16 protein-coding genes and 1 pseudogene are annotated in these 20,523 nt (G+C 67.1%); 13 read left to right on the top strand and 4 right to left on the bottom strand.

The window, feature by feature from the left end:
* Positions 1-62 precede the first annotated feature (62 nt).
* Together mqo and RTI28_RS28285 are read right to left on the bottom strand one after the other, a co-directional pair.
* Positions 63-1,658 carry a malate dehydrogenase (quinone) gene (gene mqo / locus RTI28_RS28290; protein ID WP_316923548.1) on the bottom strand — a complete coding sequence of 532 codons (1,596 nt, stop codon included), beginning with the start codon at positions 1,656-1,658 and terminating at the stop codon, positions 63-65.
* A 186-nt stretch (positions 1,659-1,844) separates the two neighbouring features.
* Positions 1,845-4,205, bottom strand: a complete 2,361-nt coding sequence (locus tag RTI28_RS28285; RefSeq protein ID WP_316923570.1) for a DNA polymerase II — start codon at positions 4,203-4,205, stop codon at positions 1,845-1,847.
* A gap of 220 nt (positions 4,206-4,425) precedes the next feature.
* On the opposite strand from RTI28_RS28285, the gene RTI28_RS28280 reads away from it, so the two are divergent.
* The 5 genes from RTI28_RS28280 to RTI28_RS28260 all read left to right on the top strand — a co-directional run bounded on the left by RTI28_RS28280 (position 4,426) and on the right by RTI28_RS28260 (position 8,793).
* Positions 4,426-5,115 carry a sel1 repeat family protein gene (locus RTI28_RS28280; protein ID WP_316923547.1) on the top strand — a complete coding sequence of 230 codons (690 nt, stop codon included), beginning with the start codon at positions 4,426-4,428 and terminating at the stop codon, positions 5,113-5,115.
* A 72-nt stretch (positions 5,116-5,187) separates the two neighbouring features.
* Positions 5,188-5,880 carry an AzlC family ABC transporter permease gene (locus RTI28_RS28275; RefSeq protein WP_316923546.1) on the top strand — a complete coding sequence of 231 codons (693 nt, stop codon included), beginning with the start codon at positions 5,188-5,190 and terminating at the stop codon, positions 5,878-5,880.
* Complete coding sequence (locus RTI28_RS28270) at positions 5,877-6,203, top strand: AzlD domain-containing protein (protein WP_316923569.1); 327 nt, start codon at positions 5,877-5,879, stop codon at positions 6,201-6,203. The genes RTI28_RS28275 and RTI28_RS28270 overlap by 4 nt, the downstream gene beginning before the upstream one ends.
* Positions 6,200-7,054, top strand: coding sequence for a helix-turn-helix transcriptional regulator (locus RTI28_RS28265; RefSeq protein WP_042130256.1), 855 nt, complete (start codon positions 6,200-6,202; stop codon positions 7,052-7,054). Before RTI28_RS28270 ends, RTI28_RS28265 begins: the two co-directional genes overlap by 4 nt.
* Positions 7,055-7,167: 113 nt before the next feature.
* Complete coding sequence (locus RTI28_RS28260; protein ID WP_316923545.1) at positions 7,168-8,793, top strand: methyl-accepting chemotaxis protein; 1,626 nt, start codon at positions 7,168-7,170, stop codon at positions 8,791-8,793.
* A 49-nt stretch (positions 8,794-8,842) separates the two neighbouring features.
* On the opposite strand, the gene RTI28_RS28255 is transcribed toward RTI28_RS28260, so the two are convergent.
* Positions 8,843-9,304 carry a hypothetical protein gene (locus RTI28_RS28255; RefSeq protein WP_316923544.1) on the bottom strand — a complete coding sequence of 154 codons (462 nt, stop codon included), beginning with the start codon at positions 9,302-9,304 and terminating at the stop codon, positions 8,843-8,845.
* A 112-nt stretch (positions 9,305-9,416) separates the two neighbouring features.
* Between RTI28_RS28255 and RTI28_RS28250 the strand changes: the two genes are divergently transcribed.
* The 5 genes from RTI28_RS28250 to RTI28_RS28230 all read left to right on the top strand — a co-directional run bounded on the left by RTI28_RS28250 (position 9,417) and on the right by RTI28_RS28230 (position 13,816).
* On the top strand, positions 9,417-9,800 hold the full coding sequence (locus RTI28_RS28250) for a hypothetical protein (protein WP_316923543.1): 384 nt from the start codon (positions 9,417-9,419) through the stop codon (positions 9,798-9,800).
* A 155-nt stretch (positions 9,801-9,955) separates the two neighbouring features.
* Positions 9,956-10,747, top strand: a complete 792-nt coding sequence (locus tag RTI28_RS28245) for an HAD-IIA family hydrolase (RefSeq protein WP_316923542.1) — start codon at positions 9,956-9,958, stop codon at positions 10,745-10,747.
* A 120-nt stretch (positions 10,748-10,867) separates the two neighbouring features.
* Entirely contained in the window at positions 10,868-11,575 is a 708-nt protein-coding gene (locus RTI28_RS28240; protein ID WP_316923541.1) for a GNAT family N-acetyltransferase, read from the top strand.
* 565 nt (positions 11,576-12,140) lie between these two features.
* Positions 12,141-12,758 (top strand): cell wall hydrolase, encoded by a 618-nt coding sequence (locus RTI28_RS28235; RefSeq protein ID WP_316923540.1) that lies wholly within the window; start codon positions 12,141-12,143, stop codon positions 12,756-12,758.
* A gap of 206 nt (positions 12,759-12,964) precedes the next feature.
* The gene (locus tag RTI28_RS28230; protein ID WP_316923539.1) at positions 12,965-13,816 is read left to right on the top strand and encodes a CAP domain-containing protein; all 852 of its coding nucleotides are present in this window, start codon (positions 12,965-12,967) and stop codon (positions 13,814-13,816) included.
* 14 nt (positions 13,817-13,830) lie between these two features.
* Here RTI28_RS28230 and RTI28_RS28225 read toward each other — a convergent pair whose 3' ends face one another.
* Entirely contained in the window at positions 13,831-14,670 is an 840-nt protein-coding gene (locus RTI28_RS28225) for a hypothetical protein (RefSeq protein WP_316923538.1), read from the bottom strand.
* Positions 14,671-14,853: 183 nt separating this feature from the next.
* On the opposite strand from RTI28_RS28225, the gene RTI28_RS28220 reads away from it, so the two are divergent.
* The 3 genes and pseudogenes from RTI28_RS28220 to RTI28_RS28210 all read left to right on the top strand — a co-directional run.
* Positions 14,854-15,390 (top strand): cysteine hydrolase family protein, encoded by a 537-nt coding sequence (locus RTI28_RS28220; protein ID WP_316923537.1) that lies wholly within the window; start codon positions 14,854-14,856, stop codon positions 15,388-15,390.
* Between the two features lie 87 nt (positions 15,391-15,477).
* Positions 15,478-19,794 carry a SpvB/TcaC N-terminal domain-containing protein gene (locus RTI28_RS28215; RefSeq protein ID WP_316923536.1) on the top strand — a complete coding sequence of 1,439 codons (4,317 nt, stop codon included), beginning with the start codon at positions 15,478-15,480 and terminating at the stop codon, positions 19,792-19,794.
* Positions 19,781-20,523, top strand: a pseudogene (locus RTI28_RS28210) (RHS repeat protein); the annotation flags it as partial. The gene RTI28_RS28215 and the pseudogene RTI28_RS28210, both read left to right, overlap by 14 nt.

Genomic DNA, 20,523 nt, shown 5'->3' with positions numbered 1-20,523 from the left:
GATACCCATGCTCATCGCAGGCAAGCCCGCGATGAGGCCCTTGAGGCCCAGCAAGCCCCCCCTTACTGCCCGACCGCATCGATATTCCCCTGATTGCCCGGCGCCTGGGCCAACTGCAGCACCTCGCTGGTATAGGCCCACTCCCGCTCGACCGCCGCCGGGTCGTCGTTGAGGCGGGTGCCGTAGCTTGGAATGATCTGCTTGACCTTCTCCTGCCAGGCCGAGGACGCCAGGCGGTCCTTGAATACCTTGCCCATCAGGTCGAGCATGATCGGCGGCGCGGTCGAGGCGCCCGGCGAGGCGCCGAGCAAGCCGGCGATGCTGCCATCCCTGGACGTCACCACTTCGGTACCAAGCTTGAGCACACCGCCCAGTTGCTCGTCCTTCTTGATGATCTGCACCCGCTGGCCAGCCTGCCACAGGCGCCAGTCTTCCTTCTTCGCATGCGGGAAGTAGGTCTGCAGCGCGGCGAAACGGTCGTCGTCGCTCTGCATCAACTGGCCGATCAGGTATTTCACCAGGTCGAACTCACGTACCCCGACCCGGGTCATCGGCCAGACGTTGTGCACCGACATGCTGGCGAACAGGTCGAGCAGCGAGCCTTCCTTGAGGAACTTGGTGGAGAAGGTGGCGAACGGCCCGAACAGGATCACCCGCTTGCCGTCCAGCACCCGGGTGTCCAGGTGCGGCACCGACATCGGCGGCGCACCGGTGGAGGCGATGCCGTAGGCCTTGGCCATGTGCTTGAGGGCGATGTCCTGGTTGTCGGTGACCAGGAACGAGCCGCCCACCGGGAAGCCCGCGTAGTCCTTGGCTTCAGGAATGCCGGACTTCTGCAGCAACGGCAGCGCCGCGCCACCGGCACCGATGAACAGGAACTTGGTATCGGTGGTGTTCTTGCTGCCGTCCTTGAGGTTCTTGTATTCGACACGCCAGGAGCCGTCGGCGTTGCGGGTGATGTCCTCGACTTCGCTGTTGAGCTTGAGGCTGAAGTTCTGCTGCTGTTGCAGGTAGCCCACGTACTGCCGGGTGATCTCGCCGAAGTTGACGTCGGTGCCGATCGGGGTCCAGGTCACCGCCAGTTTCTGCTGCGGATCGCGGCCTTCCATCATCAGCGGCACCCACTTGCGGATCTGCTCGTGGTCCTCGGAGTACTGCATCGGCCGGAACAGCGGGCTGGCCTGCAGCGCCTCGTAGCGTTTCTTCAGGAAGCGGATATTGTCGTCGCCCCAGACGAAGCTCATGTGCGGCGTGCTGTTGATGAACGAACGCGGGTTCTTCAGCACCCCGCTCTTGACCTGCCAGGCGAGGAACTGCCGGGTGATCTGGAACGACTCGTTGATCTCCACCGCCTTGGTGATATCGATCTTGCCGTCCTTCTCCGGGGTGTAGTTCAGCTCGGCCAGGGCCGAATGGCCGGTGCCGGCGTTGTTCCAGCCGTTGGAGCTTTCCTCGGCGACCTTGTCCAGGCGCTCGACCATCTCCATCGACCAGCCGGGCTCCAGTTCGTTGAGCCAGATGGCCAGGGTCGAACTCATGATCCCGCCGCCCACCAGCAGCACATCGACCTTCTTCGGCTCGGCGGCCTGGACACTGGCGAAGCTGCAGGCCAGCGCGAGGCCGGTCAGCGCGCCTCTCCATTTGATCCCGATATTCATCTCTTCTCCCACGAGGCGAGCCCCGACGTGATTGGCGTGAGTTTCCTGGCCGATGGACCGACTGCCTGCCCCTGGTTGCACGCAAGGCCGCAGGCTCGATGACGGCCCCGCAGGTTCGAGGCCCGCCATCGACGAACAGTTCCAAGGTTAGCTGAGACTTGCGCGCCTGCCGGCCGCCATCCCGGGCTAGAACAGGCCCATCTGCCGATCGACCAGGCCGCGGAAGTCATCCCCCACGAACGGCAGGATGGCATCCGCCACCGGCTGCAACTGCTTGCTCAGGTAATGCTCGTAGTCGATCGGGCTGCGCCGGTTCTCCAGCGGTTCCGGCCCGCTGGTGGTGATCACGTAGCTGATCCAGCCACCGCGCTGGTACTGCCGCGGCCGCCCCAGGCTGTCGTTGTACTCGTCCGCCAGGCGGGCGGCGCGGACATGCGGCGGGACGTTGCGCTGGTAGTCGCCAAGCGGCCGGCGCAGGCGCTTGCGGTACACCAGCAGTTCGTCCAGTTCGCCGCCCAGGGTGCGCTGCACATAGTCGCGGACGAACTCGCGGTACGGCTCGCGCAGGAAGATCCGCCGGTACAGCGCCTGCTGGAACTCCCGGGCCAGCGGCGACCAGTCGGTGCGCACGCTTTCCAGGCCCTTGTAGACCATCTCCTCGCTGCCGTCGGCGCGCCGGACCAGGCCGGCATAACGTTTCTTGCTGCCCTCCTCGGCGCCGCGAATGGTCGGCATCAGAAAGCGCAGGTAGTGGGTCTCGTACTGCAGCTCCAGGGCACTGTCCAGGCCGTGGACATCGTGCAGGTGCTCGCGCCACCACTGGTTGACCCCGTCCACCAGCTCGCGGCCGATGCGGTCGGCGTCCTCCGGCCGGTGCGCCTGCTTGAGCCAGACGAAGGTGGAGTCGGTGTCGCCATAGATCACCGTGTAGCCACGCGCTTCGATCAACTGCCGGGTCTGCTGCATGATCTGGTGCCCGCGCAGGGTGATGGACGAGGCCAGGCGCGGGTCGAAGAAGCGACAGCCACTGGAACCGAGGACACCGTAGAAGGCGTTCATGATGATTTTCAGGGCCTGGGACAGCGGCGCGTTGCCCTCGCGCTTGGCCGCCTCGCGGTTCTGCCAGACCCGCTCGACGATGGCCGGCAAGCAGTGCCGGGTGCGCGAGAAGCGCGCCTGGCGAAAGCCCGCCACCGAATGCGCGTCGTCCGGCTCGCGCAGGCCCTCGACCAGGCCCACCGGGTCGATCAGGAACGAGCGGATGATCGACGGGTACAGGCTCTTGTAGTCCAGGACCAGCACCGATTCGTACAGCCCCGGCCGCGAATCCATGACGAAGCCGCCGGGACTGGCCTCGCCCTCGCGCCCGCCGAGGTTCGGCGCGACGAAGCCGAGGCGGTGCATCGCCGGGATATACAGGTGACAGAACGCCGCCACCGAACCGCCGCTGCGGTCGGCCGGCAGGCCGGTGACCGTGGCCCGTTCCAGGAGAAAGTCCATCAGCCGGGTCTGCGCGAAGATCCGTGTGACCAGCTCGCAGTCCTTGAGGTTGTAGCGCGCCAGTGCCGGGCGGTCCTCGGCGAACATGCGGTTGATCTCGTCCATGCGCTGGTACGGCGTGTCGATCGCCTTGCCCTCGCCGAGCAGGGTCTGCGCCACGTATTCCAGGCTGAACGAGGGGAAACTCCAGGTGGCCGAGCGCAACGCCTCGATGCCATCGATGATCAGGCGCCCGGCGGCGCCGGCGAAGAAGTGCGTGCGGCTGCCGTGCTCGCGCCACTCCATGGGTTGCGCGTCACGCCCCAGCAGCAGCGGCACCTTCAGGCGCTGGCTGTGTTCATGCAGCACGCGCAGGTCGAACTGCACCAGGTTCCAGCCGATGATCGCGTCCGGGTCGTGTGCTGCCAGCCAGGCGTTGAGGCACTGCAGCAGTTCGCCGCGACTGGCGCACCAGACCAGGCCGAAATCGATCCCGCTGGCGTCGCCATTGGCCGGGCCGAGCATGAACACCTGGCGCTGGCCGCAGCCTTCCAGGGCGATGGAATACAGCTCGCCGTGCTCGCTGGTCTCGATGTCCAGCGACACCAGTTTCAGTCGCGGCCGGTAGTCGCCGGCCGCTTTCAGCTGGGCCTCGGTGCACACGCCGTGCTCGTCCGTGTGCCCGCTGAAGGCCACCGGCGCGGTGATGAAGCGCTCCATCAGGTAGCGCTCCGGCGGACGGATATCGGCTTCCAGCACTTCGATACCGGCGCCACGCAGGCGCTTGTCCAACTGGATCAACTGGCGCTGCTGCCGGCAGTACAGGCCGAGCACCGGCGCCTGGTTGAAATCGCGCAGGGCCAGCGGGCGCAGCTCCACATCGCGCTCGCCGCGCAGCAGGTCGCGGGCACGCGCCTCGTACTGCGCGGGAACGAAGGCCACCGAGGTCTGCGGCGGCAGGCGCACCCGGCGCGGGCCGCTGTCGGTCGCCAGCCAGAACTCCACCTCGGTGCCCTGTGGCGTGTCCCGCCAGTGGCGGGTCAGGACGAAGCCCTGTTGTGGCTGCACCGCGGTTTCCTCGTCATGGCTGGCAAAGGGGGCGGATTCTACCCGAGCGTCCACCCCGGTGCGCACCTTATCGGCAGGACGGCGCGACGGGTTTCGGCGCGCCGGGCATCTCGCTAGAATGCGCGGTCTATGGATTCCTCGCTATGGACAGTGCCAAACCTCATGAATTGCGCTCCAGCCCTGATTTCCCCGCCTTCGCTCGGGTACAAGGATCACCAACGTGCGTGCTGACCGTTCCCTTTTCTGCCTGCTGTGGTGGCTGCCGTTGACGGCGCTGGCCGTTGAGCCGGTCATCGATCCCCATGCCGACCTGCTGTACCGACAGGCCCTGCCCCTGCTGGAGAAGGCCGAGGCACAGAGCAATGCCCTGCCGCTGGACGCCTCACCCAACGACCAGGAACTGATCCGCAAGGTCCAGGCCCTCGACCAGACCCTGCAACCGGCGGTGGCCCTGCTCCAGCGCGCCTCGCTGCTGCGCCATCCGGTGGCCGAATACCGCCTGGCCCTGCACTACATCACCTACCTGCCCGCCGACCAGATCGCCGCCGAAGCCTGTCCGCTGCTGCGTTCCAGCATCGCCCAGGGCTTCGCCCCGGCGGCGCTGGAGGTAGTCAACTGGTGTCCGGACCTGCGCAGCACCGCCGAGTACCGCCAGGCCCTGGAGCAGGTGCCGGCGCGCAATGCGCTGTACGCCGGTTACTACCCGCAGCCGGCGGTGCGCCTGCTGTGCCTGCGTGAACGGCCGCAGGGCCTGGCCATGCAGTGGGGCCGCCAGCGCGACTACCAGGCCGAGGTCTACCGCCTGCTTGCCGGGCTCGACCCGGTGCAGCGCGCCAGCTACGTGCAGAAGGCAGTCGAGATCAACGGCTGCCAGGCGGCGCAGCGGCAAGTGGTGAGCAACCACCCATAGGGCAAGATTGTTCAAGGCGGTCACGCGGCGCTCTGGCATGCTGTGTGACCGTCCACCATCACGCTGTCGCCCATGTCCGCATCGCTCGCCCGTACCGCCTATATCCAGGGCTCCATCGCCTGCATCCCGCTGTCCCTGGCCGTCGCCCCCTGGGGCCTGCTGGCCGGCTCCATGGCCATCGAGGCCAACCTCACCCCGCTCGAAGGCCAGGGTCTGTCGGCGATCGTCTTCGCCGGCGCCGCGCAGTTGGTGGCCATCGGCATGCTCAAGGGTGGCGCCAACCTGTTCTCGATCCTCCTCACCACCCTGCTGCTGACCTCCCAGCACCTGCTCTACGGCCTGTCGATGCGCCCAGTGCTGTCCGAGCTGCCGACCCGCTGGCGCCTGACCCTGGGCTTTCTGATGACCGACGAATTCTTCGCCCTGGTCAGCCAGTACGACCGCGAGCAGTTCAACCGCTGGTACGCCTTCGGCGTCGGCTTCACCTTCTACCTTGCGTGGAACCTGTTCACCCTGGCGGGCATCGTCCTCGGCCAGAACATCCCGCACCTGGACCGGCTGGGCCTGGACTTCTCCATCGCCGCCACCTTCGTCGCCCTGATCGCGCCCACCGTGCGCAACCTGGCGACCGTGGTCTGCGTGGCCGTGGCGCTGTTCTGCTCGGTGCTGTTCAGCTACTGGCACTGGGAAACCGCACTGGTCGCCGCCGGCCTGCTGGGCATGGGCGCCGGCTTCATCTGTCAGAAATTCTTCGGAGCACGCTGATGGTCTTCGTCCTGATCTTCGCCATGGGCCTGCTGGTCTTCCTCAACCGCTACGCCTTCCTCGAACCGCGCCTGCCGCTGCGCCTGAGTTCCAATGCCCGGCAGTTCCTCGGTTTCGCCGTGCCGGGCATGCTCACGGCGATCTGCGGGCCGATCGTGTTCCTCCCCGAACACCAGCTGAACCTGAGCCCGGCCAATCCCTACCTGCTGGGTTCGCTGCTGGCCGTGGGGCTGGTACTCTGGACCCGCAACACCCTGCTCAGCATGCTCCTGAGCATGGGTTTCTTCTTCGTCTATCGCTGGTGGCTGAACGGTTCGCCATGACACACGCTCCGCGGGAACAGACCCACTTCTGGCAGGCGCCGGCACTGGACAACCTCGAACTGCTGCAGGCCCGCTATTTCCAGCAGCGCTTCGCCCCCCATGTGCACGAAGGCTATTCCATCGTCGCCATCGAGACCGGCGCGCAGTGCTTCTGGCATCGCGGTGCCGATCACCTGGCGCCGGTGGGCAGCGTGGTGCTGATCAATCCGGAAGAGCTGCACACCGGCTCGCGCGCCCACGAAAGCGGCTGGAGCTACCGGGGCTGCTACCCGGACGTGGCGCACATGACCACGGTGCTCGACGAACTGGAACTCAACCGCGGCGGCACCCCGGGCTTCGCCAGCAGCGTGCTGCAGGACCCCGTGGTGTTCCGCGCCCTGCTCGCCCTGCACCACAGCGCCCAGCACGGCGCCAGCGCCCTGGAGCAGCAGTCGGCCTGGCGCGAGGCGGCCCTGCTGCTGATGCAGCGCCATGCGCGGGTACGCGATGCCCGCGAACCGGGCAACGAGCCGCTGGCGGTAGCCCGCGCCCGCGAACTGCTGGACGCGCGCCTGGACTGCCCGCCGTCCCTGGAAGAACTGGCGGCGGCGGTGCACCTGTCGCCGTTCTACTTCGCCCGGGTGTTCCGCCAGGCCACCGGCCTGCCGCCCCACGCCTGGCTCAAGCAGCGCCGCCTGGCCCGGGCGCGGACCCTGCTGCGCCACGGCTACCTGCCGTTCAACGTCGCGGTGGACCTCGGCTTCGCCGATCAGAGCCACCTCAACCGCCAGTTCAAGCAGGCCTTTGGCGTCACTCCCGGGGAATACCGGCGCGCCTGCGCCGAGCCGGCGCCGACAATCTCCGTTCGATAATCGAACACAACCCCGTTTCACCCCCTCAAGCGCACGCAGCAAGCCTCCGATAGCAGTCGCAACCCGCCCGATTCGACAAGTGGCGGGACTGACCCTCGAGGAGCTCTGCGCGCATGCTTGCCGATCTGAAAATCCGCACCGGAATGTTCTGGGTGCTTTCGCTGTTCAGCCTGACCCTGCTGTTTTCCACCGTCAGCGCCTGGCGCGGTGCCGTCGGCAGCGACGCGCAGATCCGCGAACTGGATGCCACCGCGCACCAGTCCGACCGGCTGAACAACGCCCTGCTGATGGCGATCCGCGCCAGTGCCAACGTGTCCTCCGGCTTCATCGAGCAGCAAGGCGGCCATCTGGACAGCGCCAAGGGCCGGCTGACGCGCTCGCAAGAGCTGATCGGCGCCAGTGCGCTGCTGGTCGACGAATTTGTCGCGGCACTCGACGACCCGGCGCTCAAGCCCACCGCGAATGAACTGCAGCGGACCTTCCAGGCCTATTCCACGGCCATTGCCGGGCAGCGCCAGGCCACCCTGGACAACTCGCTGGACCGCTACTTCGCGGTCAACGTCGATGCCGGCAACGCCATGGCGCGCCTGCAGGCCCTGCGCCAGGAACTGGTCAAGGTCCTCAGCGAACGCGGCCAGCAGATCATGGCCGAGTCGCAACGGCGCCTGCAGACTGCGCAGTGGCTGAGCCTCGGCCTGCTCGCCACCACCCTGCTGCTGGCGGCGCTGTGCTGGGGCTTCGTCCAGCAGCGCGTGCTGCGGCCGCTGCAGGAGGTCAGTCGGCATTTCCAGCGTATCGCCGGCGGCGACCTGAGCGTGTCGATCGAGGTACGCGGCAACAATGAGATCGGCCAGTTGCTCGGCGAGCTGCGGCGCACCCAGCACAGCCAGCGTGACACCCTCGGCCAGATCAATGCCTGCGCCGGGCAGTTGGCCGAGGCCGCCAACGCGCTGAACGCAGTCACCGAACAAAGCGCCGACAGCCTGCGCCGCCAGGACGAGGAACTGGAACAGGCCGCCACCGCCGTCACCGAAATGACCACCGCGGTCGAGGAAGTGGCGCGCAACGCGGTCTCCACCTCCCAGGCCGCCAACGACTCCAACCGCCTCGCCGAGCAGAGCCGCCGCCAGGTCAGCGAGACCCTTGACGGCACCCAGGCCATGGCCGGCGAAGTGCAGGCCGGCAGCACGCGCCTGCAGCAACTGGCCGGGGAAATCCGCGATATCGGCAAGGTTCTCGAGGTGATCCGCGCGGTGTCCGAGCAGACCAACCTGCTGGCCCTCAACGCCGCCATCGAAGCGGCCCGCGCCGGCGAGGCCGGGCGTGGTTTCGCCGTGGTTGCCGACGAAGTGCGCACCCTGGCCTACCGCACCCAGCAGTCGACCCAGGAAATCGAACAGATGATCGGCAGCGTGCAGCACGGGACCGAAGTGGCGGTCAGTTCGATGCACGCCAGCGCCGAGCGGGCGCGCGCGGCGCTGGACACCACCCAGGCCTCGGAGCAGGTGCTGCAGGGCATCTATGCCGCCATCGGCCAGATCAACGAGCGCAACCTGGTGATCGCCAGCGCCGCCGAGGAGCAGGCCCAGGTGGCGCGGGAGGTGGATCGCAATCTGTTGAACATCCGCGGACTGTCGGCGGATTCGGCGCGCGGGGCGGAACAGACCCGGGCGCAGAGCCGGACCCTGTCGGGCCTGGCCACGGAGCTGGCGGCGCTGGTCGGACGCTTCCGCCTCTGACCGTTGAAGCCGAGCGCCGTGCACGCGGCGCATCGGCGTCACCCGGCGCTCACGGCGAAAGACTGAGCTCCATGGAGCGTGCGCCATCCACCTCGGTCTTGGCCATGTAGTAGATCTCGACCGAGACATTGCCATGCAGCGCCTGCAGGGCCAGCGCATCGTTGGGGTTGCCCGCGGCGAACGCGGCGGCCGCTGCCGGCGTCAGGGCGCGCAGGCCGAGCCCCGGGGCGGCAGGCCGTTCCAGCGACTCGCCCCAGCCGCAGACACGCAGGTAGCGCTCCCGGTCCGGTTGCCCGACGACGTTGCTGATCATCAGGTAGAAGTGCGGCGGGAGTTGCGAACGGTCGCCGATGTTGGCGCCGTTCAAGGCGTTGCGCAACGCAGTGCGCGGCGTGATCCCCCAGCCGATGTTGGCGTGCTGGGTCACGCCCTTGATCGCGGCCAGGGGCGGGCTTTGCGCTGCGAACAGATCCATCAGGGCGATGTTGCGGAGGATGAAGTGACCTGCCATCTACTACTCCTTGCTGGTGGGGACTCTCCGATCGAGTCGGCACAGTCTGCCCGAGCTGGAGTGAAATAGCCCCCCCTTCGATCTTGGTCAACGTCAACCGGAAACAAGGCGTATGGACGTTCTCAATATTCGCTTTGTTGGCCTGGGCTGCGTGACGGCCGGCTATTTCCTGTGCGTACTCTTGTCTGTGTGGATAGTTGACAAAGGATCAGGCTCCCTGCTCGTCTGGTGCGGTTTGGCCGGCCTGTTTGATGCAGTGTCCGGGTATCTCGTGATTGCGCTGCGAAAAGGGGGTGACAGCAAGTTCCCACCCTTCATAAAAACGGCCATGTTTCCTGTTTTCCTCGACCTCTGCTTTTATCTGGAGTTTGCGACAGCCAATGATTTTGGCGTCAATCTGGCGATTGCAAATTGCGGCGCCATGGTTCTCGCAGCTATTTACGTATGGGTGAAAATTGAAGGATGGGGACGACCCGTGATTACGCCCGCGTCATAGTGAAGGTGGTGTATGAAGACGGAGTAGTGGCAGGGCGTGAACGAGATGCTCGCAGTCACTCCACAGATGCTGTCAACTCCGCCGCAAAAACCCTGGTCTGTATACGTATACTTTGCACGCTGATCACGGAAGCCCCGCATGAAGGACAGGACGCTATGAAATACAAGGCCTTGCTGATCGATATCGACGGCACCTTGCTCCACCAGGGCCAACCCATCGAGGGTGCCATCGAGAGTATTGCCTGGCTGGTAGAAGAGAATGTGCCATTCAAGTTACTGACCAACATTTCGGCCAGGCCGACTACGGACATCCATCAGCAACTCGTCAGGTTGGGCTTTGCCGTCTCGCACCATCAGATCCAGACGGCCAGCACTGCCTGTATCCAGTTCTTGAAGGGCGAAGGGGCGATTCGTTGCCACTTCATGCTGCCGCCAGCCATACAGTCCTTGTTCGAGGATATTCCTGTCGATGACCTGAACCCCGACTATGTCGTGATCGGGGATATGCAAGAGGGCTTCAGTTATGCGTCGTTGAACCGGGCGTTCCTGTGCCTGCGCAATGGCGCAAGGCTGCTTGCAATGCACAGGAACCCCTACTGGTTCGACACCGAAGGAGCAAAGCTCGACAGCGGATCATTCGTCGCGGCGCTGGAGTTCGCGACCCGGCAGTCGGCGATTGTCACCGGCAAGCCTTCCGGGATCTTTTTCAGGATGGCGCTCAATGATCTTGGTTGCACTGCCGGCGAAGTACTGGTGATCGGTGACGATCCGCTGACCGATCTGGCTGGGGCCGCCGAGATAGGTGCCGATTCATTGTTGGTCGCTACCGGCAAATCCCTCGGCCTGACCGAGACCCTTCAGCCGGGCAACGTTGTACTGCCCTCGATTGCAGCATTGCCGGCTTACTTGCAGCCGCTCCTGACAGCGGATGCTTTCAAGCGAATCTGAGCGGGCTGGGCTGTTTGATCGACTGATTTGCGGCTGATGGGTCCATTTCGCCGCATGCGACTTGTCACGTCCGGGCAAACATCCCAAGCTTGCAGCTTTCGATCCCGAGCCAGACCCGCGATGCCCGTCCTCACCCTGCCGCACACCGCCCCCGCCGAACCGTTGCACAGCCAGTTGATGCAACTGGTGGTCGACAGCTTCGGCGACCTCAGCGCCACCGCCCTGCCGCCGAGCAATCCGCTGTACAGCCTCTACCAGTACGCCCTCGGTTTCGAAGTGCACCTGTATCTCCAGGCTCTGGGCACGGAGCGCCTGCCGGTGGCGCTGGTGCTGGCCTGCGAGGACGACGATCCGCAGCGCCTGGCCGGGTTCGCCCTGTACCTGCCGATCGCGGGTGAAGCGCAGTCCTGCAGCATCGCCTACCTGGCCGTGCGCGAGGACCTGCGCCGCCGCGGCATCGCCCGGGCGCTGCTGGATGCTGTGCGCCAGCGTCACCCGCGCATCGAACTGGCCTGCGGCAAGTCGCGCGTGGCCTGTTTCGAGGCCCTCGGCCTGCGGGTCGTCGGCGCGCGCGGCACCCAGGTGCTGATGGCCAGCGATGCACCGGCCGGCAGTGGCGAGTTGGCGGTGCTGGATGTGGCGCCGATCTTTCGTACCGTGGAGATCCAGCAGATCCACAGCTACCTGCTCAAACAGCACGGGCGCAAGGCGATGATCGAGGCGGAACGCAAGCGCGATCGGCACCTGGATGAACTGACCCGGCATGCGGCGGCCTTTGCCCATGAGCGGGTTGGTGCCTGGCAGGTGCGGGGGGTGCGGGTGGTTTGAGCCGGGTTTGCTGTTGTTGCAACGGGGACAGGACGCTTGTGGGAAGGGGTATCTAGAGATCTTTGAAGGGTTGCCGGGGAATCGCGTCAAGGCCGGCAGGTGGCTGTCTTGAATCTTGCAGCGCCCTCCAGATCGAGCGCCGCCCGCGCGGCGCATCGCGGATGAATCCGCTCCCACATTTGTTGCAACGTACCTATGTCTGTCAGGCCATGGTTGACCGCCTTGTTGGTTCGACTCGATACCGAGTCGAGCCCAACAGCCTCCCCGCGATGCATCGTCGAAAAAACAAAGGCTGACAACTCAAATCCCACAGGCCATGGCACGTTGCAACAAATGTGGGAGCGGATTCATCCGCGATGCGCCGCGCGGGCGGCGCTCGATCTGGAGGGCGCTGCAAGCCTCAAGACAGGCACCTGGCGGCCCAGACACGATTCCCTGGCAGACACCATCAAGCGAAACCCTACCGTCCGGCGGCAACCCCGGAATTATTGAACCTTCCCCCCGGTCCACCGATCAGGTAGCACCGGCAGTCCGTGCCGGGCACCTTCGCCGGATGGGTTCGACCATGGCCAGCCTGTGCAAAGCGATCTGCCTGAGCATCACCCTCGCGCTCCTCGCGCCGTCCCTGGCCAGCGCCGCCGACAATCCGGTCGCCGCCCAGGCCGAGGACAAGGCCGAAGTCCTCGAACACGCGGTGGCCACCCAGAGCAGCCCCGCCCCCGAGGCCAAACTCACCCCCAGCGAGGCCAAGGCTGTCGACCCCGACGGCGCCGCCGCCCTGGACGACACCCTGACCTGCCTGGCCCGCACCATCTACTGGGAAGCCAAGGGCGCCAGCGCCAACGACATGCAGGCGGTGGCCAATGTGGTGCTCAACCGCCTCGGCCACGACGGCTTTCCCGACACCCTCTGCGCCGTGGTCAAGCAGGGCTCGGAACGCCACGCCTGCCAGTTCTCCTGGTGGTGCGACGGCCGCGCCGACCAGACCAAGGAAGACGAACCCTACCTCGCGGCCAAGGAGATCGCGCGCAAGACCCTCAACCGCCAACTCCCCGACAACACCCGCGGGGCCCTCTACTTCCACGACCGCCAGGTGTCGCCCGCCTGGGCGAAAACCTTCGTGAGAACCGCGCAGACCAGCAAATTCGTCTTCTACAAGCCGCACAATGGCGCCTCGCACTGAACGCCAAGGGGAACCCTGAAGGCGTAATGCCAGACAAACACGACAGGCGCGGGCCAATCTGGCTACCATGCACGCAGCACAGCTGCCTTTACCCCAAGCCATCGGGGATACCGGCCGGGCCATGAGCGCGGACCCGCCGGTTTCATCGCAATGAAGACCACGCAGGCCCTTTTTTCGCCCGTGGCGCCAGATCCAGGGAGATTCAAATGCGCGTCCGTTCCTCCATGCTGTCCCTTGCCCTGCTTTGCCTCGCGCCGCTGCTTGCCAGCCAGGCCCGGGCCAGTGAAGAAAGCCAACTGATCGAGTCGATCAACGCCTACCGCAACCAGTCCCAGGCCTGCGCCAACCAAGCGTCGCTGGAGCTGCCGCCGCTGGCCAGCGAGCCGCGCCTGGTGCTGTCGGCCACCAGCATGGGCGACCTGCAGCAGCAACTGGCGCGGGTCGCCTACCCCATGGTCAATGTCCAGGCCATCAGCCTGTCCGGCCCACGCGACGCGGCGGCGGCCATGCAGGCGATCCGCGAAAGCTTCTGCCAGGTGGTGCTCGATCCGCAGTTCGTCGATATCGGCGTCAGCCGCGAAGGCCGCGAGTGGCGCATCGTGGTGGCGCGACCACTGCTCAGCGCGCGCCTGGGCGACTGGCAGAGCGAAGGCCGCAGTCTGCTCGAGGCGGTCAACGCCGCCCGGGCCCAGGCGCACCAGTGCGGCTCCCAGGCCATGAGCCCGACCACCCCGCTGAGCTGGAACGACACCCTCGCCGGCGCCGCGCAGAGTCACAGCCGGGCCATGGCCAACCAGAACTTCTTCGACCATGTCGATCGCGACGGCCGCACCCCCGGCGATCGCGCCGAACTGGCCGGCTACAGCGGCTCGCGCATCGCCGAGAACATCTCCGCCGGTCTCGACAGCCCGCGCAAGGTGATCGACGGCTGGCTGGCCAGCCCGGGGCACTGCGCCAACCTGATGAGCCCGCAACTGCGCGAGCTGGGTGCGGCCTATGCCGCCGACCCGAAAAGCGATGCCGGCATCTACTGGACCGCGCTGTTCGGCAGCCCCTGACACCCGACGCGAACTCAGTTGCCGTGGCGCGGCGCCGGCGGCACGAGCAGGTCGACGTCGCCCACCAGCAAGCGGTCCAGGCTCGAGGGAAAACTCAGACGGACCTGCAGGGTCACGGCAGGGTTCGCCGGCAGCCAGCCGGTACTGACCGGCACCCTGCTCGGTGAATGCCCGCGCAGGAAAGGCGCGGTCGGGCCCTCGCCGAGCCGCACGTAACCGCGCCAGGTGCCCAGGTCGGAGAAGGTCCGGTCGTCGCGGCGCGACAGTTCCAGCTCGGCCTTTACCCGCTCGCCGACGCGGGCGAAGTCCACCAGCCGGACCTGGACGAACTCGTACACCTTGACATTGACGCAGGCCCCCAGCCCCGGCAGGACCAGGGCATGGGACTGGCCCGGGCGGGCCTGGCGGGTATCGACGCTGACGCGGATGTCGCCGTTGCCGTCGCTGGGCCCGGCGCAGCGATAGACCACGCCGCCGGCCAGGGTCTGCGCGGGGAGCAGCGGCAGGCCGACGATGGCGCCGCGGCCATCGCTGATATTCAGGGTGAAATGGTAGGTACCGCCGTGATCGACACAGTAGGTCGAGCCGTCGTCGATCAGGCCCGCGTCGGCCTCGGCCCGCACCCTCAGCCGCGCCAGCTGCGGCGGCGGCACGCCGGTGGTGTGCGGATCGACGCCGCTGTCGGGGCCGTCCGGACGCTCCAGGTCGGCATTCCACAGCGGCTGGTTGCTGCCAGGCGCCGTACAGCGCCGCAACAGGGCCAGGACGCCGGGCAACCACTGTCCGACGGCCAGGGATGGACTGGCGGCGTACACCAGAGACGTGCTGGAAGATGCTGCCTTGCCCCGGACCATGACGGTTCTCCATCCTGTGAGGCGGCTCTGGCTGGCCGCCGGTCCGCTGAAGCTAATCAGCCCGGGCGCGTCGCGCTACTGACAAAAATATCAGGTAATGGCAAAAAGCCCGTGCTTGCCGACTTCCAGCCCTGCCCACAGCACGTTACGCTGCTCGCCCCCCAGTCAATTCGAGGAGATACCATGACAACCGCTCTGCTGGTCATCGATGTACAGGCTTCGCTTTGCACCGGAGAATTCGCCGCATTCGACATCGAACGGGTGCTCTCGACGATCAATGCCAGCATCGCCAGGGCACGCGCCGCGGGCATACCCGTGGTCTTCGTGCAGCACGAGCAGGACAGCGACGCGCTGTTCCGCTTCGGCAGCCCTGGCTGGCAACTGGCGGCCAGCCTGACGGCCGAGGCCGAGGATGAGCGCGTGCGCAAGACCACCCCGGACTCTTTCAACCAGACCCACCTGCATGCCTGGCTGCAGGCGCGTGACATCAAGCGCCTGCTGGTCTGCGGCCTGCAGAGCGAGTTCTGCGTCGACACCAGCGTGCGCCGCGCCCTGAGCCTGGGCTACGAGGTGGTACTGCTCGCCGATGGCCACTCCACCCTGGACAACGACGTGCTGTCGGCGGCGCAGATCAGCGCCCACCACAATGCGGTGTTCAGCAACATGACCAGCTATGGCCCGCGGATCCACGTGCAGGCCGCCGCCGATGTCGTGTTCTGAGGCGGTACCTGACATTTCTGCCAGTTAACGAAATCCCTCCCGCAAGGCACTCTTGCTCCATTGCACCGCAGCCATGGAGCACGAGTCATGCAGGATCAGCCATCGGCAATCGCGCAACCCTCGCTGCCCAAGGGCGGTGGCGCCATCCAGAGCATCGGCGGCAGCTGGGGCGACATCGGCACCTCGGGTGCGGCGTCGCTGGAAATCCCCCTGCCGCTGTCGCCCGGGCGCGGCTACGCGCCGGCGCTGACCCTGAGCTACCACAGCACGGTGAGCAACGGCCTGTTCGGCATGGGCTGGAGCCTCGGCCACGGCTGCGTCGCGCGGCGTACCAGCAAGGGCGTGCCGCGCTACGACGATGACGATGTGATCGTCGGCCCCGACGGCACGGTCTGGCTGCCCGAGCGCGACGCCGCCGGCGCCCCGCAGTTCACCCTGGTGGACAAGTACCGTGGCCTGCTGCTGGATCGTGTGTACCAGGTGATCCGGCATTTCCCGCGGATCGAGGGCGATTTCGCGCGGATCGAGCACTGGCGCGCCGATGCGGACGACCCCGGCTTCTGGCTGATTCACGGCAGCGACGGCAGCCTGCACCTGTACGGACGCAACCCGGCCTCGCGCAGCAGCGACCCGGACGACCCGCGGCGGGTCGGCGAATGGCTGCTGGAAGAAAGCATGAACGCCCATGGCGAGCACATCCTCTACCAGTACAAGGGCGAGGACCTGGCCGGGCTGGAGCCGGACGAGCCGCGCGACTTCCGCGCCCAGTGCTACCTCAACCGGGTCTGCTACGGCAATGTCGAGGCCCGCCCCTGGCTGTACCTGTGGCAGCCGGACAGTGTCGACGCGGTGCAGTGGCACTTCGAGCTGCTGCTCGACTACGGCGAGCGCGACAGCGACCTGGAGGCGCAGCCCGGCTACGCCGAACGCGATGTCTGGCCGCTGCGCAGCGATCCGCACAGCTCCTTCGCCTACGGCTTCGAACTGGGCAACCTGCGCCTGTGCCGACAGGTCCTGATGTTCCACCGCTTCGTCGAGGACCTGGGCGAGGCCCCGGTGCTGGTGCGCCGCCTGCTGCTGGAGTACCGGACCAGCGCGCTGTCCTACAGCCTGCTGGTTGCCGCCCACAGCCAGGCCTGGGGCCTGGACGGGCGGCGGGTCAGCCTGCCGCCGCTGAGTTTCGCCTACACGCCGTTCGACAGCGCCGCGCATGCCCGCTTCAGCGAGTTTCCGCCCCTGCCCGGCCTCGACACCGCGCCGTACCAGCTGGTCGACCTGTATGGCGAAGGCCTGCCCGGCGTGCTCTACCGCGGCGACCAGGGCTGGTACTACGGCGAGCCGCTGCGCGACAGCGTCGAGGGCGCGGAAGACGCGCCCAACGACCGCGTCCGCTACGGCGCCTGGAGCGCCCTGCCGCGCATCCCCCTGGCCGACAGCCAACGGCCGCTGCAGCAGTCGCTGCAGGACCTCAACGGCGACGGCCGCCTGGAATGGTGCATCAACGCCCCGGGGCTGAACGGCTTCTTCACCCTCGATCCGGCGCGCCAGTGGTCGAGCTTCGTGCCCTACACCGCCATCGCCGCCGAGGCCCTGCACCCGCTGGCGCAACTGGCCGACCTCAGTGGCGACGGCCTGCTCGACCTGGCCCTGATCGGGCCACGCAGCGTGCGCCTCTACGTCAACCGCCGCGAACAGGGGCACGCCACCCCGGTGGAGGTCGCGCACGAGCACGACAGCCTGCCGGTGATCGGCGACAGCCGCGCCGAACTGGTGGCCTTCAGCGATATCCTCGGCAGTGGCCAGCAGCACCTGGTGCGCATCCGCCATGACGAAGTGCGCTGCTGGCCGAACCTCGGCCACGGCCGTTTCGGCAAGGGTTTCGTGTTCGCCAGCCTGCCCTTCCAGCACAGCGAGTTCGACGCCAGCCGAGTGCGCCTGGCCGACCTCGACGGCTCCGGCGCCAGCGACCTGCTGTACCTGGAAAGCAGCGGTGTACGCATCTTCATGAACCGCTGCGGCTTCGACCTGGAACCCGCGGTGCTGCAGAGCTGGCCGCCGGGCGTGCGCTACGACCGCCTGTGCCAGGTCAGTGCCGCCGACCTGCAGGGGCTGGGCTGCAGCAGCCTGGTGCTGAGCGTGCCGCACATGCGCCCGCGCCACTGGCGCCTGGACTTCACCGCGCAGAAGCCCTACCTGCTCGATCAGTGCGACAACAACATGGGCTCGCTCGGCACGGTCGAATACCGCAGCTCCGGTCAGGAATGGCTGGACGAGAAGGACGAACTGCGCCAGGCCGGCCAGCCCGCGGTCAGCCACCTGCCGCTGACCCTGCATCTGGTCGTGCGGCAGACCCGCCTCGACGAAGTCACCGGCAACCTGCTGGTCCAGCGCCTGCGCTATCGCCGCGGCCACTACGACCGTCACGAGCGGGAAATGCGCGGTTTCGGCCTGCTCCTGCGCACCGACAGCGAAAGCGCCAGGGGCGACGAGGACAGCCACTTCACTGCACCGCTGCTGAGCAAGACCTGGTTTCACACCGGCCAGTACCCGGCGCCGCCGCGGGACGATTTCTACCCGGACAGCGAAGCCGCCGTACCCGGCCCCGACCTGCTCGCCGTGTTCGATGCCGAGCATGGCCTGGACCAGATCGTCGAGGCCCCCGACGAGCAGCGCCAGCGCGCCATGGCCCATGCCCTGGCCGGTTCGCCGATCCGCAGCGAGCGCTACGGCCTCGACGACAGCCCGCAGCAGGCGGTGCCCTATGCCATCGAGCAGCACCGCTACCTGCTGCGCGAACTGGCACCGGCCAGCGCCCACCAGGCTTACGCGCGCATGCTGCCACTGGCCCTGGAAAGCCTCAGCCTGGACTACGAGCGCCAGGCCGATGACCCGCGCGGCCAGCACAGCGTCAACCTCGCCTACGATGCCTACGGCCACTCGACCCACAGCGTGATCGTGCATTGCGCCCGGCGGCGCCAGGCCAGCGACCCGCCACCGTTCGACAGCGAGCACGAACAGACCTGGTGGCGCGACGCCCACGATGAAGCGCAATACGATCACTACCTCAACGAAACCCGCGCCCAGGCCATCCATCTCGACCACCCGCAAGGCTGGCGTCTCGGCCTGCCCTGGCGCCAGCGCGGCAATGCCCTGGTGCTGCCACGCGCCGCGTTGCCGGCGCAGCAGATCGGCTTCGAGCACCTGAGCGGCGCGCAAAGCCCGCTGCACGACGAGGCCGAGCGGGTGCTCACCGGGCAGAGCGTGCAACGCTACCAGGCCGCCGACAGCGCCAGCCGCGAAGACCTGCCGGACGGCCAGGCCAGTTTCGAGGCCCTGTCCGGCTACCTGGAAAGCGCCGAACTCAACGAACAGGCGCTGCAAGCCTACGACCGGGTGATGAGCCGCGAAGCCCTGCGCGACAAGCTGCTGAGCCTGAACTACGAGCCGATGCAAGCCTTTCTCCCGCAACAGCCGGAGCTGGAGCTGTGGGCCATCCGCCAGGGCTTCACCACCTACGCCCCGGCCAGTGCCTTCCACCGCCCGGTTGCCGTGCGCGAAACCCGCAGCCATGGCGCGACCCTGATCGAGGACGACCGCTATCACTGCCAGGTCGCGCGCATCACCCTCGCCGACGGCTGCCAGACCTTCAGCGAATTCGACTATCACTGCCTGCAGCCGCGGCGTATCACCGACCCCAACCAGAACATCCAGGAAGCCCTCTACGACGGTTTCGGCCGCCTGCTGGCGAGCAGTTTTCACGGCAGCGAGAACGGCGAGCCGGCCGGCTTCGCGCCGCTGAGCGAATACCTGCGCGACAGCGAGGACCTGGCCAGCGCCCTGGCCGATCCCGGCACGGCGCTGCAACACGCCGCCAGCGCCTGCTACTACGACAGTTTCAGCTGGATGCAGGCGCCGGAGCTGCGCCAGCCGGTGCAGAGCGCTGTGCTGCAGGCCGACCGCTACCCTGGCGATCCCGAGCTGCAGATCCGCATCGGCCTGAGCAGCAGCGACGGCTTTGGCCGCGTCCTGCAGAGCAAGCAGAAAGTCGAGCCGGGCCAGGCCTACGCGGTGGAGGAAAACGGCGAACTGCGTCTGGAAGACGGTAAACCGGTCATGGTCGAGGCCGAGCAGCGCTGGCGGGTCAGCGAGCGCGTCGAATACAACAACAAGGGCTTGCCGGTGCGGGTCTACCGGCCCTACTTCGCCGAGCGCTGGCGCTATGTCAACGATACCTCGATGCGCCTGTTCGGCTACAGCGACCAGCAGTTCTACGACCCGCTGGGACGCCTGGTCCGCGTGCTGACCGCCAAGGGCTACCTGCGCCGCCAGCGCTACCTGGCCTGGTACAGCATCAGCGAGGACGAGAACGACACCTGGGAAGAGGTCGAAAGTGGCCGCCAGTAGCGCCCTGCATCGGCACACCCCGACGCTCGAGGTGCGCGACGCCCGTGGCCTGACCCTGCGCCAGGTGGCCTGGTACCGGGCGCAGGCCGAACAGGCGGCGCAGCGGCGGGTGGTCCTGGCGCGCTGCGCTGCCAGCGGACGAACGTGGCAGCACTGGGACCCGCGCCTGTTCGAGCGCCTGGACCAGGGCGAAACCGTCACACCGAGCCAGAGCACGCTGGCGTCGCTGTCCGGCCGTGGCCTGCTCAGCGAAAGCGCCGACGCCGGCTGGCAACTGATGCTGCGTGGCGAGGCGGGACAGGAACTGGAGCACTGGGACAGCCGCGACAGTCACTGGCAGAGCGTCTACGACGAGTTGCTGCGGCCACTGCGGGTTCGCGAACAGGTCAGCGGACAGGCCGCGCGGGTCGCCGAGCGCTTCACCTACGCCCGGGAAGACGGCCTGAACCGCCGCGGGCGCCTGGTCCGTCATGACGACGATGCCGGCAGCCGACTGATCACTGGCTACAGCCTCACCGGCGAGGAACGCGGCGAAACCCGCCATTTCCTCGCCAGCCTCGACCTGCCCGACTGGCCCGACACCCCGGATGCCCTACTCGAACCCGGTGAAGGCGCCACCACCACCTTCGTCCACGGCCCACTGGACCAGGTGCTGGAGCAGACCGATGCGCTCGGCCACCGTCAGGCGTTTCACTTCACTCCAGGCGGCGAGTTGGCCGGGGTGCAACT

Source organism: Pseudomonas sp. zfem002, from assembly GCF_032621685.1.
GTDB lineage: Bacteria > Pseudomonadota > Gammaproteobacteria > Pseudomonadales > Pseudomonadaceae > Aquipseudomonas > Aquipseudomonas japonica.
This window is presented reverse-complemented; position numbering and strand designations above follow the sequence as displayed.